This window comes from Microbacterium sp. 1154, assembly GCF_031455375.1.
GTDB lineage: Bacteria > Actinomycetota > Actinomycetes > Actinomycetales > Microbacteriaceae > Microbacterium.
Genome location: NZ_JAVDSN010000001.1, coordinates 321,210 through 335,362, shown reverse-complemented (window position 1 = coordinate 335,362; position 14,153 = coordinate 321,210). Strand labels below are relative to the sequence as shown.

Sequence of the window (14,153 nt, the reverse complement as noted above, 5' to 3'; positions counted from 1 at the left end):
ACGATGTCGGCGGTACCTGCCACAATCCGAGGGTGACGACTCCGATCGAGGACTACGCGGTCCTCAGCAACTGCCGATCCGCCGCCCTCGTCTCCTCCGCGGGGAGCGTCGACTGGTTGTGCCTGCCGCGGTACGACAGCGGTTCGATGTTCGGCGCCCTGCTCGGTGACGAGTCGCACGGTGCGTGGTCGCTGCGTCCCGCCGACCCCGAAGCGCGGGCGACTCGGCGGTACGACGGCGACACTTTCGTGCTCGTCACGCGGTGGGAGACCTCGACCGGCATCGCCGACGTCTACGACGCCATGCCCGTCGACGAGGGCGTCGAGGCTCTCATCCGGCGCGTGGTGGGCGTCTCGGGCGCCGTCGACTTCGTCAGCGAAGTGCGCCTGCGTTTCGACTACGCCCGGGCGGTGCCGTGGGTGCAGCAGATCGGCCACGGCGACGAGCCCGTGATCCTCGCCGCGGCCGGCCCCGATGCCGTGACGATCCGCGGACCTCGCCTCATCGCCGTCGACACCGCGCACCGCGGTCGCTGGACGACCAAGGCCGGTGCGAGCGTCGACTCGGTCCTGGCCTGGGGCCCGTCGTGGCAAGACCCGCCCGCCGCGTTCGACGTCGAGGCGGCGCTCGAACGCACGCGCGAGTGGTGGGCCGCCTGGGCCGACCGCGTGCAGGCCGCGGGAACGCACGCGGCGCTCGTCACGCGCTCGCTCATGGTGTTGCGCGCCCTCACGCACTCCGAGACGGGCGGCATCGTCGCAGCGGCGACGACCTCTCTGCCCGAGGCCTTCGGCGGCTCCCGCAACTGGGACTACCGCTACGTGTGGCTGCGCGACGCCGCCCTCACCCTCAGCGCGTACATCGACCACGGCTACCTCGACGCCGCGCACCGCTGGCGCGACTGGCTGCTGCGCGCGATCGCGGGCGACCCGGCCGACGTGCAGATCATGTACGGCATCGCGGGCGAGCGCGACCTGCCCGAGCGCGAGATCCCGAGCCTTCCCGGCTACGGCGGCGCGGCGCCCGTGCGCATCGGCAACGGCGCGGTCGAGCAGTATCAGGCCGATGTGATCGGCGAGGTCATGGTCGCCCTCGAAGCCGCTCGCGACGCGGGCGTCACCGAGACGACGTTCTCGTGGTCGCTGCAGCGCGCCCTGCTCGATCAGCTCGCGAGCGAGGTCGACCGCCCCGACCTCGGTATCTGGGAGATGCGCGGCGAACCGCACTTCTTCACGCACTCTCGAGCGATGGTGTGGGCGGCGTTCGATCGCGGCATCCGGGCCGTCGAAGAGGGCGGGCGCGAGGGCGACGTCGCCACGTGGCGCACCCTGCGTGATCGCGTGCGCGCCGACATCGACGCGCACGGGGTGCACGCCGGCGGGTGGTTCACCCAGCACTTCGACACCGACGAGGTCGACGCCTCGCTCCTCGTGCTGCCGCAGGTGGGTTTCTGCGCCTACGACGACCCGCGCATGCTGGCCACGGTCGCGCGCATGGAAGAGACGCTCATGCCCGACGGGTGGCTGTTGCGCTACCGCACCACGGGTGTCGACGGTCTGTCCGGTGACGAGCACCCCTTCCTCGCCTGCTCGTTCTGGCTCGTCGGGCAGTACGCGCACAGCGGTCGCCGCGACGAGGCGATCGCGCTCATGCAGCGTCTGACGGGGGTCGCCAACGACCTCGGTCTGCTCTCCGAGGAGTACGACCCCACCACCGGTCGTCAGGCCGGCAACACCCCGCAGGCGCTGTCCCACCTGGCTCTGGTGGGTGCGGCCGATGCCCTCGACGCCACGGCGCCCACGACCGGGGGCTGAGCCCGACCCGACCGCACCGGCGCGGCTCTAGAGTCGACCCATGGACGATGACGTCGAGCTGCGCGGGCTGCGCGAACGCGTGTACGGGGCCGAGGGGACTTCGGCGACGCCCGCGATGATTGAGCGTCTCACCGAGCTCGAGGATCGGGCCCGGCGGTCCGAATCTTCCGCAGACGCCGCGCCCGAAGACCCTGCGCCCGAAGGGGCCTCCCCGACCCTCGCCGCCGGGCAGCCCGGGAGCGCATCCCGCGCAGAATCCAGCCCGCCCGGGAGCGCCCGCCCCCCGGATGCCGCCCGCCTCACGCCCCGCCGCGCGGTGCGCATCGTGGCAACGGCCGTCGGCGCCCTGGCTCTGCTGGGGATCGGCATCGCGATCGGCGCGAGCACGGTGCCGACCATGGCCGCGACCCCCGACCCCGCGGCGGCGGCCTACCCCGAGCTGACGTTCCCGCAGACGGTCGAAGACGTCATCTCGGCCGACATCCTGCGCGACAGCGGCATCGACGCGGGCAGCACGCGGTACATCGCGACGGTGAGCGACTTCCGCATCTACCTCGCCCAGCCCGACGACGGCGACGGGCGCTGCATCGTGACCTTCACATCCACCGACAACCGGCCCTGGTCGGCGGGCTGCGCGAGTGGAGCGCAGGACGGGGCCGCGATCTTCGGCGTCGACGAGACTCTGACCGTCGCGATCGGCGATGTCGACGAGTCGGATGTCAGCGGCATCCCGATCCGGCTCTCCCCGAGCGTCACGGCGTACGTGGCGCAGTAGCGAGGGGTCGGGGCTCACCCGATCGGCGTGAGCTCGCTGCCGTCCGCCGAGAGGGTGAACGAGGCACTGCGGTAGTCATCGTCGAGGCCGAACGAGATGTACGGCGTGCCGACGTTCTCGATGAACGTCGGACTCTGCACGTCGTCGTCGCTCGCACGCCGGATCGACACCGGAGTCGTTCCGATCGGAAGGCCGCTCCGGCTCGACGCCTCCTGCAGGGCGGGCCACACCCGGTCCAGCGCGACGTCGCTCCAGGGGAACTGCTCCTGCGCCACCCGCGGCTGGATGAGCGCGGCGCCCCTGTGGGTGACGCGTCCCGCCCGGAACTCCCACTCATCGGTCGCCTGTTCGCCGGCCCGGATCGGGGCGTCGACGATGACGGCATCCGGGGTCGCGACGATCGAGACCACCTGATCGTGTCCGATCTCGGCCCGCAGGGCGCGCTCGGCCGTCTGCAGGGAGTCGGGGGTGCGCATGTCGGCGGTGAGGCGTCCGTCCTGCCACGCCGCGGCCGTGATGGCGACGCCGTCGCGGTACGGCAGCAGCACGACGACAGCGGCCGCGACCGCCGCCATCGCGAACAGGGCGAGTCGCCACGGGCGCCCGCGGCGACCGATTCCGAGCAGGGGTCCGCTCCGGCGTCCGTCGCGGATGCGGGTGCCCGCGTCGATGGGGCGCACCTCGACCGCGGACCGGGCCGGCACGATCAGGCGCCCCCGCTCTGCGGGAGAGAGCTCGCCGTCGGCGAAGACGACCTCGGGGCCACCGTCGAGAAGGACCACGACGTCGCGTTCTGCGCCCGGCTGATACGCGGCGAGCTCGATCAGCGGGACGATCAGGTGCAGGGTGGTCGCCCAGGTCGTGCCGTCGAGCGCGACGACGGTGACGTCGATCTCGCACAGCGGCTGGTCGTTGACGAGCGTGCCGGTCTGCCGCACCGCATCGATGCGTGCGCGCCCGAGTCGACGGGCGTCGCGCGCCGCGGTGACGGCCGCCGGCGAGGGCAGCGCGGGCGAGAGCGACGCCGTCACACGGACGAGGACCGTCGAGATGATGCAGACCGCGAGCGCGATTCCGAAGATCGCGAAACCGGCTTCCTGGTCGCCGAGGGCGGCCACCAGAAGGCCGCCGACGACGGCTCCGAGCGCGACGAAAGCAAGCAGGCGCAGCATGTTCCGAGCCTAGCGACGACCCCCCACACCCGCGAAGAAGGGGCGGGTGGATGCCACAGCCCCGGCATCCACCCGCCCGCTGACCGGACCCGAACCGGTCAGCCCCGCAGAGCCTCGCCGAGCTTGACGCGCGCCCCCATGCGCAGCAGCGAGTTGCGGTAGATGCGGGAGGCGACGCCGATCGCGAGGACGCACGAGCCGAGCAGCACGAGCAACGAGAGCACGGGCTCCCACCACTGGGCGTCGCCGAGGTACATGCGCAGCGGCATCCCCACCGGGGCCGAGAAGGGCACGTACGACATGATCGTCAGCACGACGGGGTTGTCGTTGAAGAAGATGACCAAGAAGTACGGCGCCATGATCAGCATCGTGATCGGGGTGGTCGTCGCCCCGATGTCCTCTTGGCGCGAGACCATCGCGGCGGCCGCGGCGAACAGGGCCGCCAGCAGCACGAAGCCGAAGAGGAAGAAGATCGCGAACCACGCGATCGGGGCGCCGAGCGCGTCGAGCACGCCGGCCTGACCGGTGACGGCGAGGCCCACGACCGCGACGGCGGCGAGCAGCACGATCTGGGCCATCGCGAGGATCGTGTTGCCGAGCACCTTGCCCGCCAGCAGCGCCCGCACCGGAATCGCCGAGATGAGGATCTCGACCACGCGCGTCTGCTTCTCTTCGACGACGCTCTGCGCGATGGTGCCGCCGAAGGTCGTGGCGGCGATCAGGAATACGATCCCGAAGGCCAGCGCGATGAAGTAGCGCAGCACGTCGGCGGCGTTCGAGCCCGGTTCGAGTCGGTCGACCGGCGGGGTGTCGCTGAGCATCTGCAGCAGTGTCGAGGGCACGCTGTCCTTCACCACGACGGTGAAGTCGAACGACGACTCCGACGAGCCCGAGACCAGGGCGGCATCCACCGTCCCGTCCGCCACGAGGGCACGCGCGGCGTCGTCGCTGTCGGCGACGGTCACCTCGAGACCGTCGAGCCCCGACACATCGGCCTGCGTCTGCGAGGTGACGGCGACCGGGATGCCGCCGGCGGTGGCGTTCGAGGCCGTGAACCCGCCCCACAGCACCGACGCGAGGGCCGCCACGATGAGGATCGCGGTCGAGATGACGAAGGCCTTGCTGCGCAGCTTCGAGCCGATCTCGCGCTCGGCGACCAGCCAGATGCTCTGCAGCTCGCCGGGTGCGCGGTGCGGCGCGGTCTTCTGCTCCGGTGCGGGAGCGGTGGTCGTGGTGCTCACTGGATGACCTCCGTGAAGATCTCGGCCAGGGTGGGCCGCTGGGGGGAGAAGCTGGCGACGTCGCCGCGCCCGACGGCCTCGCGCAGCACGCGCTGGGCGGTGACGTCGTCGTCGGTGTCGAAGAGGGCGTACCCGCCGTCGAAATCGATCACGCGCACGCCGGGCTCGTCGCGGAGCCACCCGGTGTCGCCGCGCGAGACCAGCTCGTAGCGGTGGGTCGCGTGCTCCGAGCGGAGGGCCTCGCGGCTGCCGGCCGCGCGGATCGTTCCGTCGGCGATGATGACGAGGTCGTCGCAGAGCCGCTCGACCACGTCGAGCTGGTGTGACGAGAACAGCACGGCCGCGCCCTCGGCCGCCTTCTCCTGCAGGACGCCCGCGACCACGTCGACCGCGAGCGGGTCGAGGCCCGAGAAGGGCTCGTCGAGGAGGAGCACCTCGGGCTCATGGACGAGGGATGCCGCGATCTGCGCGCGCTGCTGATTGCCGAGCGAGAGGGTCTCGATGAGGTCGCCGAGGCGCTCGCCGAGTCCGAGCCGCTCGAGCAGGGCCGTGGCCTTGGCGTTCGCGTCGGCCTTGCCGAAGCCGTGGAGCCGCGCGAGGTAGGCGATGTGCTCGGCCACCTTCATCTTCGGGTAGAGCCCGCGTTCTTCGGGCATGTAGCCGAAGCGGCGGCGGTCGGCGGTGGTGACCGCGGCGCCGTTCAGCTCGACCGTGCCCGCGTCTTTGCCGAGCACGCCCAGCGCGATGCGCATCGTGGTGGTCTTGCCCGCGCCGTTGCCTCCGACGAAGCCCGTGAGGCGCCCGGGCACGACGTCGAAGCCCACACCGTCGAGCACGCGGCGTCCGCCGTAGCTCTTGATGATCCCGTCCAGATGGAGCACGATGCATCCCTTCTTCTCGATGTCTTCCACGCTAGGCATCCGGACTCCGCGTCACCTCCGCCCCGGGACGGTTCTGTGTGTCCGCCGCACGGGGGAGGGCCCCTCCGCCGCGGGGCTGCGGTGAGGCGCCCGGATCACCCTCGATCGCCGAGACGACCCGCGATGCCGACGAAGCGCGGGTCATCTCGCGAACGTCCGGTCATCTCGGCTGGGCGCCCGCGCCGGGCGGGGGCACCCGGCGGGCGGCCCGCGTCGGCGTCAGGCCAGCCCGTGCCGGTGCGCGAGCACCACGGCCTGCACGCGGTCGCGCGCGCCGAGCTTCTGCAGCAGGTTCGACACGTGCGTCTTCACCGTCGCCTCGCCGATGAACAGGCGCGCGGCGATCTCGGCGTTGCTGAGCGCCTCGGCCACCAGCCGCAGCACTTCGCTCTCGCGCTCGGTGAGCGGCTCGGCCAGGCGCAGCGGCTCGATCGTCGCGGAGGGAGCGGATGCCGGAACCCCGGCACCCTGCGAGGCGAAGCGTTCGATGACCCGGCGCGTGACCTCGGGTGCGAGCAGCGCGTCACCGGCCCCGACGACGCGGACGGCCGAGACGAGTTCTTCGGGTCCCGCGTTCTTCAGCAGGAACCCGCTGGCCCCGGCGGCCAACGCCGAGAACAGGTAGTCGTCGCGATCGAAGGTCGTGACGATGAGCACCGCCGCGTCGGATGCGGGGTCGGCGGTCAGCCGGCGGGTGGCTTCGAGCCCGTCCATGTCGGGCATCTGCACGTCCATGCAGATGACGTCGGGCCGCAGGCGCACCGCCGCGGCGAGGGCCTCGACCCCGGATGCCGCCTCGCCCACGACCTCGATGTCGGGCTCGAGCGACAGGATCGTGCGGAATCCCGCCCGCATCATGGCGTGGTCGTCGACCAGCAGCACGCGCAGCTCAGACATGCGCCACCTCAGCCCGGGTGAGGGGCACGCGGACGCGCACGAGGTAGCCGCCGCGCGAGCGCGGTCCGATCTCGATCGTCCCGCCCGACACGGCCGCGCGCTCGCGCATGCCGAGCTGGCCGAGCCCCGGCGTCGACGAACCGCGGCGTCCGGTGTTCGAGATCTCGAGTTCGACGGCATCCGTCTCGAACCGGAGTCGCACGTCGGCGGTGGCGTCGGATCCCGCGTGGCGGCGCGCGTTCGTCAGCGCCTCCTGGGCGATGCGGTACAGGTTGACCTGCACGAGCGGCGGGGGATCGCAGGCGGGGGCGCCGACGACGGTGAAGGTCACGGGGAGTCCCGCTGCGTTGGCGTCGTCGACGAGGGCCGGGATTGAGGCGAGTCCGTGCGTGGTGGGGGCGGTGTCGGGAGCCGCGTCGCCGTCGGGCGAGCGCAGGGTCTCGAGCAGCTGCCGCAGCTCGTGCAGAGAGGTGCGCGCGGAGCTCTCGACACCCGCCAGGGTCTCGCGGGCGGCGTCGGGGTCGCGGGTGAGGAGCGAGCGTGCGACGCCCGCCTGGACCCCCATCAGGGAGACGTGGTGGGCGACGACGTCGTGCAGCTCCCGGGCAATGCGGACGCGGTCGAGGGCGACGGCCTGCGCCGCGGTCACCTCGCGCTCGGACTCGAGCTCGGCGGTGCGCTCCTCGAGGGCCGCGCGTTCGCGCATCTGCTGGTGAGAGCGGTCGCCGAAGTAGTAGGCGCCGCCGAAGAAGAGGGCGTTCAGCCCGATCATGAGCAGTTGGTAGGCGACGAAGGGCGAGAAGGCCCCGGCGCGCGAGAACGCCCCCTCGGCCATGCCCTCGACCGGCTGCGTGGCGTCTTGGAACATGACCACGAACAGCCACGCGAACATGCCGACGATGATGGCGACGCGGACGATCGTCGCGCGGCGGCGACTCGTCGCCCAGGCGCCGACCGTGTACAGCGCGATGAACATCGCGATGTTGCCGGCGTAGATCTCGGGAACGCGGAGCGTCACGGCCAGGAAGTACGCCAGCGACACGACCACGGCGACGACCGAGGGCCACCGCCGCCGGAACGCGAGGGGCACGGCGAGCACGAACACGTACCCCACGGCGAGAGCGAGCGAGGCCTGCTGGTCGCCGTAGAGACCCGAGATCGACGACAGCACGGCGCTGAGCAGCCCCCCGAGCAGCAGCACGACCGCGAGCACGATGTCGTTGCGCTGCTGCGCGCGCGTGATCCGTGGCATCCCTCCACGCTAAAGGCGACCTGCGACACCTGCATCCCCCGCGAGACGGAGTCAAGCGGAGAAGGAATACAGGTGGGGCGGCGATGCTTGCACGTGAATGAACCAGGGCGCCTCGCGCCCCCGTCGTCCGGAAAGAGGATCATCGTGACCGACTACACGATCGGCTACATCGTCGGCAGCATCTCCAGCACCTCGATCAACCGCCGTCTGGCGAAGGCACTCGAGAAGGTCGCGCCCGAGGGCGTGACCCTGAAGGAGATCCCGATCAAGGACCTGCCCTTCTACTCGCCCGACTACGACGGGAACTTCCCCGAGGTCGCGACGGAGTTCAAGAAGGCCATCGAGGACGCCGACGGCGTCTTCGTCGTCACCCCCGAGTACAGCCGCTCGATTCCGGGCGTGCTCAAGAACGCGCTCGACTGGTCGGCGCGCCCGTACGGCGAGGCGTCGTTCAACGACAAGCCCACCGCCGTCATCGGCACCTCGCAGGGCGGGATCGCCACGGCCGCGGGTCAGCAGCACCTGCGTTCGGTGCTCCTGCACTACAACGCCCTGGTCCTCGGCCAGCCCGAGGGGTACATCCAGTCGACCCCCGGCCTGTTCGAAGAGGACGGCACCGTGACCGACGAGGGCACCGCGGCGTTCCTCCGCTCGGTCATCGAGGCGCTCGTGACGCTCATCGCGCGCACCGCGCCCGCCGAGGTCCCCTCGGTCTGACGCTCCCGCACGGCGGGGTCGGGGTTCGCCTCGGCCCCGCCGTCGTGCGTTCGGCGCGGTCGAACGCGACGGCAGGTGCCAGGGCCGCGAGCGAGCGCGGCGGCGCCGAAATCGGAGAACCGCACCGGAATCGGACGGCATCGCTCTCGGCATCTGATTCTGGTGAGGTCGTCCGATTTCGACGAGGTCGTCCGACCGTGCGACGCTCCGCCCGGCGTCCTCGGCGATCAGCCGAAGATCATCGGCATGTCGTCATCGTCGTCGGTCCCCGACAGGTCGAGGTCGGCGACGACGGGGACGTGGTCGCTGGGGACCTCGCCCTTGCGCTCGTTGCGGTGGATCTCGGCGCCGTGCACGGCGTCGGCGAAGGCGCGCGAGCCGAGGATGAAGTCGATGCGCAGGCCCTCGTTGCGGGGGAAGCGCAGCTGCTTGTAGTCCCAGTACGTGTAGCCGGTGGGGATGAGCGGGCGCACGACGTCGGTGAGCCCGGCCGTCTCGAAGGCGGCGAATGCCTCCCGCTCGACGGGCGAGACGTGCGTGCTCGCGCCCTGCACGATCGTGGGGTCGCCATTGTCGGCATCGGTCGGGGCGATGTTGAAGTCGCCCGTCAGCGCGAGCGGCAGATCGGGGTCGGCGGCGAGGGCGTCGGCCGTGTACTGCCGCAGCTTGTCGAGCCAGTCGAGCTTGTAGGTGAAGTGCGGGTCGTCGAGCCCGCGCCCGTTGGGAACGTAGAGGCTCCACACGCGCACGCCGTTGACGGTGGCGCCGATCGCGCGGGCCTCCTGGGGGAGGTCGGGCCCCTCTTTGCCCTTCTCGAATCCGGGCATGCCGGGAAAGCCGATCTCGACGTTCTCGAGCGGCTCGCGGCTCGCGATCGCGACGCCGTTCCACTGATTGAGACCGTGCGCGGCGACGTGATAGCCCGCCTCCTCGAAGGCGGCGTACGGGAACTGCTCCGTCTTGCACTTGATCTCCTGCATCGCCAGCACGTCGATGTGCTCGCGCACGCAGAACTCGACGGTGCGGGTGACGCGGGCGCGGATGGAGTTGACGTTCCAGGTGGCCAGGCGCATGGCATCCAGCCTACTTTCGACCGCTGACATCGCCGTCCGATGCGCGCCCGGGCCGTCGCGCGGAGTCCGGGGACGACATGCCGGTGGTGCCGTGACGACAGCGGCGTGTCGCGGACGAACTCCGCAAGACGGCGGGCGGAGACCGATGCCCCTGCGCCCGCTGACCGTCGACGAGGCAGGGCAATAGAATCGACGCCGTGACCACCGCCTCCACTCCCGAGCTCGAAGCCGATCGTCAGGCCCTCATCGGCCTCATTACGGACGAGGCGGTGTTCCACGGCGACTTCACCCTCTCGAGCGGCAAGAAGGCGACGTACTACGTCGACATGCGCAAGCTCACCCTCGACCACCGCGCCGCCCCCGCGATCGGTCGGCTCGTGCTCGATCTCGTGAAGGACCTCGACGGGGTCGTCGCCGTCGGCGGCCTCACGCTGGGGGCCGACCCGATCGCGAACGCGGTCATGCACGAGTCGGTGCACGCCGGAACCCCGCTCGACGCGTTCGTCGTGCGCAAGGAGCCCAAGGACCATGGCCGCGGTCGCCAGATCGAGGGCGCCGACGTCGAGGGCAAGCGCGTCGTTGTCGTCGAAGACACCTCGACCACCGGCCAGTCCGCGCTCAAGGCCGTCGAGGCGCTGCGCCGCGCGGGCGCCGAGGTCGTCGCGGTGGCCGTCATCGTCGACCGCAAGACCGGAGCGCAGGCCGCGATCGAGGCCGAGGGCCTGCAGTGGCTGGCATCCATCGACCTCGACGATCTGGGACTCGCTCCGCAGTAATCGCGCCCGACACGAGAACAGGGCTCTGCGCTGAGAACAGGGCGTTCCGCGGCTATTCGTCCTGTTCTGGTGGCGTCTCCTGTTCTGGCGACGGCGGCACGGGATGCCGGCACCCGGCGCCCCGGTACTCGCGCGTGCGGTGCGTGCGTCGGGATCCCTGTGCTGTCATGAGAACAGGGCGGTGCGCCGAGATCAGGGCGTTTCGCGACTATCCGTCCTGTTCTGGTCGCATCCCCTGTTCTGGCGACGGCAGCATCGGATGCCGGCACCCGGCGACCCGCACGCAAGAAGCAGCCGTGCGCGTCGATGCGGCCCGACGCGGCGCGAGTCTCAGGCCGAGCCGTCTCCCGGTCCGTCGAACGGGTCGCGGCGCTCCCCACCGCCGCGCCGCGAGCGCCGCCACTGCACGACGAAGGCCACGAGCGTTCCGGCGGTGATGAAGAAGGCGACGATCAGCCAGAGCGTACGGTCGTCCATGGTGTCTCCTGGTGGGGGTCAGAGTCCCGCTTCGAGGCCTTCTTCGCCGTCGGCGAGGTCGGACTCGAGGGGCTCCTGGCGCACGAGTTCGGCGACCGAGCCCAGGATCTCGTCGGGACGGAAGGGGTAGCGCTCGATCTCGCGCTCATCGCTGATGCCGGTCATGACGAGCACCGTGTGCAGGCCCGCCTCGATGCCGGCGACGATGTCGGTGTCCATGCGGTCGCCGATCATGCCGGTGTTCTCGCTGTGCGCCCCGATGCGGTTGAGGGCGGAGCGGAACATCATCGGGTTGGGCTTGCCGACGATGTACGGCTCTTTGCCGGTCGCCTTGGTGATGAGGGCGGCGATGGCTCCTGTCGCGGGCAGCACGCCCTCGGTCGAGGGGCCGGTGGCATCCGGGTTCGTGGCGATGAAGCGCGCGCCGCCGCGGATGAAGCGGATGGCCTTGGTGATCGCCTCGAAGGAGTAGTTGCGGGTCTCGCCCACGACGACGTAGTCGGGATCGGTCTCGGTCATGATGAAGCCCGCCTCGTGCAGGGCGGTGGTGAGCCCGGCCTCGCCGATGACGAAGGCGGAACCGCCGGGCATCTGGGACTCGAGGAAGTCGGCCGTGGCGAGCGCCGAGGTCCAGATCGCCGACTCGGGAACCACCAGGCCCGACGCCCGTAGGCGCGCGCTGAGGTCGCGGGGGGTGTAAATCGAGTTGTTCGTCAACACGAGGAACGGGGTGCCCTCGGAGCGCCACTGCGCGAGCAGTTCCGACGCGCCGGAGATGGGGGTGTTCTCGTGGACGAGCACACCGTCCATGTCGGTGAGCCAGCACTCGATGTCGCCTCGGGTCCGCATGGGCCCAGCCTAAACCCGGCCCTTCGCACCGCCCCCGAAAAAGGAGGGGGGTTGAACGAGCGCGGGCGGGCCCGACCGGAGTCGAGGCCCGCCCGTCCGCGGATGCCGGATTACTTGAAGGTGTCCTTCACGTCCTCGCCGGTCTTCTTCGCGTCGGCCTTGACCTGGTCGGCCTTGCCCTCGGCGGCGAGCTTGTCGTTGTCGGTGGCGTTGCCGATGGCTTCCTTCGCCTTGCCCACGATGTCCTGAGCGGCGTTCTTGATCTTGTCGTCGAGACCCATGATCTGACTCTTTCCTGTCGTGTCGGCGTCGGCGGCGGGAGTGTCTCGTCGCGACGGAGCGGGCAGCTCACCACGAGGACGCACGCCGGGGACAATTCGTCACCCCTCGTCGTAAAAAACTTTTTACGTGACGGTATTCCGTTCGCGGAATGCACCCGTGACGGACGCGGCCGATCTCGTTAGGGTCGAAGGGTGACGCGAACCGAGTGGGACCCCGAGAACCTCCCGAACCTCTCCGGGCGGTCCTACCTCGTCACCGGCGCCACCCGCGGACTCGGCTTCTTCGCCTGCGAGCAGCTGGCCGCCGCCGGCGCCCACGTCCTGCTCACGGGCCGTAACCCCAACAAGATGTCCGCGGCCAGAGCAGCCATCCTGCGCTCGATTCCGGATGCCGCCGTCGAGACGCTCCTGCTCGACACGAGCAACATGGGCTCGGTGCGTGCCGCGGCGGCCACCGCTCGTGCGCGCGGGCGACTCGACGGGCTGCTGCTGAACGCCGGCATCGTCCACCCGCCCAAGGAGCGCGAGACCGCCGGCGGTCATGAACTCGTGTTCGCCACGAACGTGCTGGGCCACTTCGCCCTGGCCGGTGAGCTGCTCCGGCCTCTCGCGGCTGCTCGCGGGCGCATGGTCTGGGTGGGGAGCATGTCGACGTCGCTCTGGCGTCACGTGCCCACCGACCCCGAGCTGCGCGAGGGCTACTCGCCGTGGCGCGCCTACGTGCAGTCCAAGGCGGCGACGACCGCGCTGGCGCTCGAGGCGCAGAAGCGACTGCTCGCTCACGGCGTTCCGATCCAGAGCCTCGTGGCGCACCCCGGCTACTCGACGAGCGGCCGCACGCGCGGGGTGCGCGGGGTGAACGAGCCGAGTCGGCTCACGCGCTTCCTCGACAACCTGCAGGCGCCGATCACCCAGTCCAAGGAGCAGGGGGCCTGGGCCCTCGTCCGCGCGCTCGTCGACCCGTCCGCCGAGGGTGGGTCGATGTACGGCCCGGCCCTCGTCGCGCGTGGCGCTCCGCGTGTGGCGACGCCCGCTCGCCGCACGCGGGGCAGCGACCTCGGCGCCGACCTCTGGCGCGCGTGCGAGACGGCCACGCACGTGCGGTGGCCCTTCGATCGGGCTCGGCGCGCGGCATCCTGAATCGGGCCTGCGGGCCGTAGAAGGGGCAGATCCGCGGCGGGGGAGAGCGTCGGTCGGGCCGTCCTTCCGCCGAGTCTGCTTTCGCGACCGGCAGCCCTTCGCGTGGGCGATCCCGGCTGAGAACCCGGGTGTCAGCGCGTGAGCCAGACCGAACTGCTCGCGCCCGCCGGCAGCGTCACCTCGACGCCGTCCGCGCGCACGACCTCGTCGCTGAGCACTTCGAGCTCGTGTCCCACGTCGATGCTGCTCTCGACCAGTGCCCGCAACAGCTCGGGATCGCGATCGCTCACGCGCAGAACCCGCCCCGCGTGCCCGACCGATGCCGCGGCGAGCAGCACGAAGGGTTCGCGGTGCACCGAGCCGTCGGCATCCGGGATCGCGTCTCCGTGGGGGTCGAAACGCGGCCGGCCGAGCCGCTCGTCGATGCCCTCGAGCAGTCTGTCGCTCAGCGAGTGCTCGAGCACCTCGGCCTCGTCGTGCACTTCGTCCCACGAGTAGTCGAACTCGCGGACGAGCCAGGTCTCGATGAGGCGGTGCCGGCGGATCACACCGGCGGCGCGGCGCGCACCCGCCGTGGTCAGCGACACGGGTCCGTAGGGCCGATGCGTGACGAGGCCCTGCGCGGCGAGCTTCTTGACCATCTCGGTCACGCTCGAGGGGGCGAGCCCCAGCACGGCCGCGAGCTGCGACGGCGTGATCGGGTTGTCCTGCCACTCGGTGTGGTGGTAGATCGCCTTGAGATAGTCGTCGGCCACGGGCGATTCCACAG

General features: G+C 71.0%; 15 protein-coding genes. 5 read left to right on the top strand and 10 right to left on the bottom strand.

Annotation, left to right across the window (positions count from 1 at the left end; all coding sequences use genetic code 11):
- The first annotated feature begins 32 nt into the window (after positions 1–32).
- Entirely contained in the window at positions 33–1,814 is a 1,782-nt protein-coding gene (locus J2X55_RS01440) for a glycoside hydrolase family 15 protein (RefSeq protein ID WP_309821582.1), read from the top strand.
- Between the two features lie 40 nt (positions 1,815–1,854).
- Positions 1,855–2,589: a hypothetical protein gene (locus J2X55_RS01435; protein WP_309821581.1), complete on the top strand. Its 735-nt coding sequence runs from the start codon at positions 1,855–1,857 to the stop codon at positions 2,587–2,589.
- 14 nt (positions 2,590–2,603) lie between these two features.
- On the opposite strand, the gene J2X55_RS01430 is transcribed toward J2X55_RS01435, so the two are convergent.
- From J2X55_RS01430 to J2X55_RS01410, 5 genes are all read right to left on the bottom strand, one after another.
- Positions 2,604–3,761 carry a hypothetical protein gene (locus tag J2X55_RS01430; protein WP_309821580.1) on the bottom strand — a complete coding sequence of 386 codons (1,158 nt, stop codon included), beginning with the start codon at positions 3,759–3,761 and terminating at the stop codon, positions 2,604–2,606.
- Between the two features lie 98 nt (positions 3,762–3,859).
- Positions 3,860–5,002 carry an ABC transporter permease gene (locus tag J2X55_RS01425; protein WP_396653233.1) on the bottom strand — a complete coding sequence of 381 codons (1,143 nt, stop codon included), beginning with the start codon at positions 5,000–5,002 and terminating at the stop codon, positions 3,860–3,862.
- A complete protein-coding gene (locus J2X55_RS01420) occupies positions 4,999–5,883 on the bottom strand; it encodes an ATP-binding cassette domain-containing protein (protein ID WP_309822998.1) in 885 nt (294 codons plus the stop codon). The genes J2X55_RS01425 and J2X55_RS01420 overlap by 4 nt, the downstream gene beginning before the upstream one ends.
- Before the next feature lie 258 nt (positions 5,884–6,141).
- On the bottom strand, positions 6,142–6,819 hold the full coding sequence (locus J2X55_RS01415; protein WP_115916766.1) for a response regulator transcription factor: 678 nt from the start codon (positions 6,817–6,819) through the stop codon (positions 6,142–6,144).
- Entirely contained in the window at positions 6,812–8,071 is a 1,260-nt protein-coding gene (locus tag J2X55_RS01410; RefSeq protein WP_115916768.1) for a histidine kinase, read from the bottom strand. Before J2X55_RS01410 ends, J2X55_RS01415 begins: the two co-directional genes overlap by 8 nt.
- Positions 8,072–8,215: 144 nt before the next feature.
- Between J2X55_RS01410 and J2X55_RS01405 the strand changes: the two genes are divergently transcribed.
- A complete protein-coding gene (locus J2X55_RS01405; protein WP_309821579.1) occupies positions 8,216–8,788 on the top strand; it encodes an NADPH-dependent FMN reductase in 573 nt (190 codons plus the stop codon).
- 227 nt (positions 8,789–9,015) lie between these two features.
- Here the strand turns inward: J2X55_RS01405 and J2X55_RS01400 are convergent, their stop codons facing one another.
- The gene (locus J2X55_RS01400) at positions 9,016–9,861 is read right to left on the bottom strand and encodes an exodeoxyribonuclease III (RefSeq protein WP_115916772.1); all 846 of its coding nucleotides are present in this window, start codon (positions 9,859–9,861) and stop codon (positions 9,016–9,018) included.
- Between the two features lie 197 nt (positions 9,862–10,058).
- On the opposite strand from J2X55_RS01400, the gene pyrE reads away from it, so the two are divergent.
- On the top strand, positions 10,059–10,637 hold the full coding sequence (gene pyrE, locus J2X55_RS01395; RefSeq protein WP_115916774.1) for an orotate phosphoribosyltransferase: 579 nt from the start codon (positions 10,059–10,061) through the stop codon (positions 10,635–10,637).
- A gap of 330 nt (positions 10,638–10,967) precedes the next feature.
- Here the strand turns inward: pyrE and J2X55_RS01390 are convergent, their stop codons facing one another.
- The 3 genes from J2X55_RS01390 to J2X55_RS01380 all read right to left on the bottom strand — a co-directional run bounded on the left by J2X55_RS01390 (position 10,968) and on the right by J2X55_RS01380 (position 12,244).
- The gene (locus J2X55_RS01390; RefSeq protein ID WP_309821578.1) at positions 10,968–11,114 is read right to left on the bottom strand and encodes a hypothetical protein; all 147 of its coding nucleotides are present in this window, start codon (positions 11,112–11,114) and stop codon (positions 10,968–10,970) included.
- Positions 11,115–11,132: 18 nt separating this feature from the next.
- Positions 11,133–11,963 (bottom strand): HAD-IIA family hydrolase, encoded by an 831-nt coding sequence (locus J2X55_RS01385; protein WP_115916776.1) that lies wholly within the window; start codon positions 11,961–11,963, stop codon positions 11,133–11,135.
- A 110-nt stretch (positions 11,964–12,073) separates the two neighbouring features.
- Positions 12,074–12,244 carry a CsbD family protein gene (locus tag J2X55_RS01380; RefSeq protein WP_115916778.1) on the bottom strand — a complete coding sequence of 57 codons (171 nt, stop codon included), beginning with the start codon at positions 12,242–12,244 and terminating at the stop codon, positions 12,074–12,076.
- A gap of 192 nt (positions 12,245–12,436) precedes the next feature.
- On the opposite strand from J2X55_RS01380, the gene J2X55_RS01375 reads away from it, so the two are divergent.
- Positions 12,437–13,384: an SDR family NAD(P)-dependent oxidoreductase gene (locus tag J2X55_RS01375; RefSeq protein WP_115916780.1), complete on the top strand. Its 948-nt coding sequence runs from the start codon at positions 12,437–12,439 to the stop codon at positions 13,382–13,384.
- A gap of 131 nt (positions 13,385–13,515) precedes the next feature.
- Here the strand turns inward: J2X55_RS01375 and J2X55_RS01370 are convergent, their stop codons facing one another.
- Positions 13,516–14,151 carry a metal-dependent transcriptional regulator gene (locus tag J2X55_RS01370; protein ID WP_210111471.1) on the bottom strand — a complete coding sequence of 212 codons (636 nt, stop codon included), beginning with the start codon at positions 14,149–14,151 and terminating at the stop codon, positions 13,516–13,518.
- Positions 14,152–14,153: the final 2 nt, after the last annotated feature.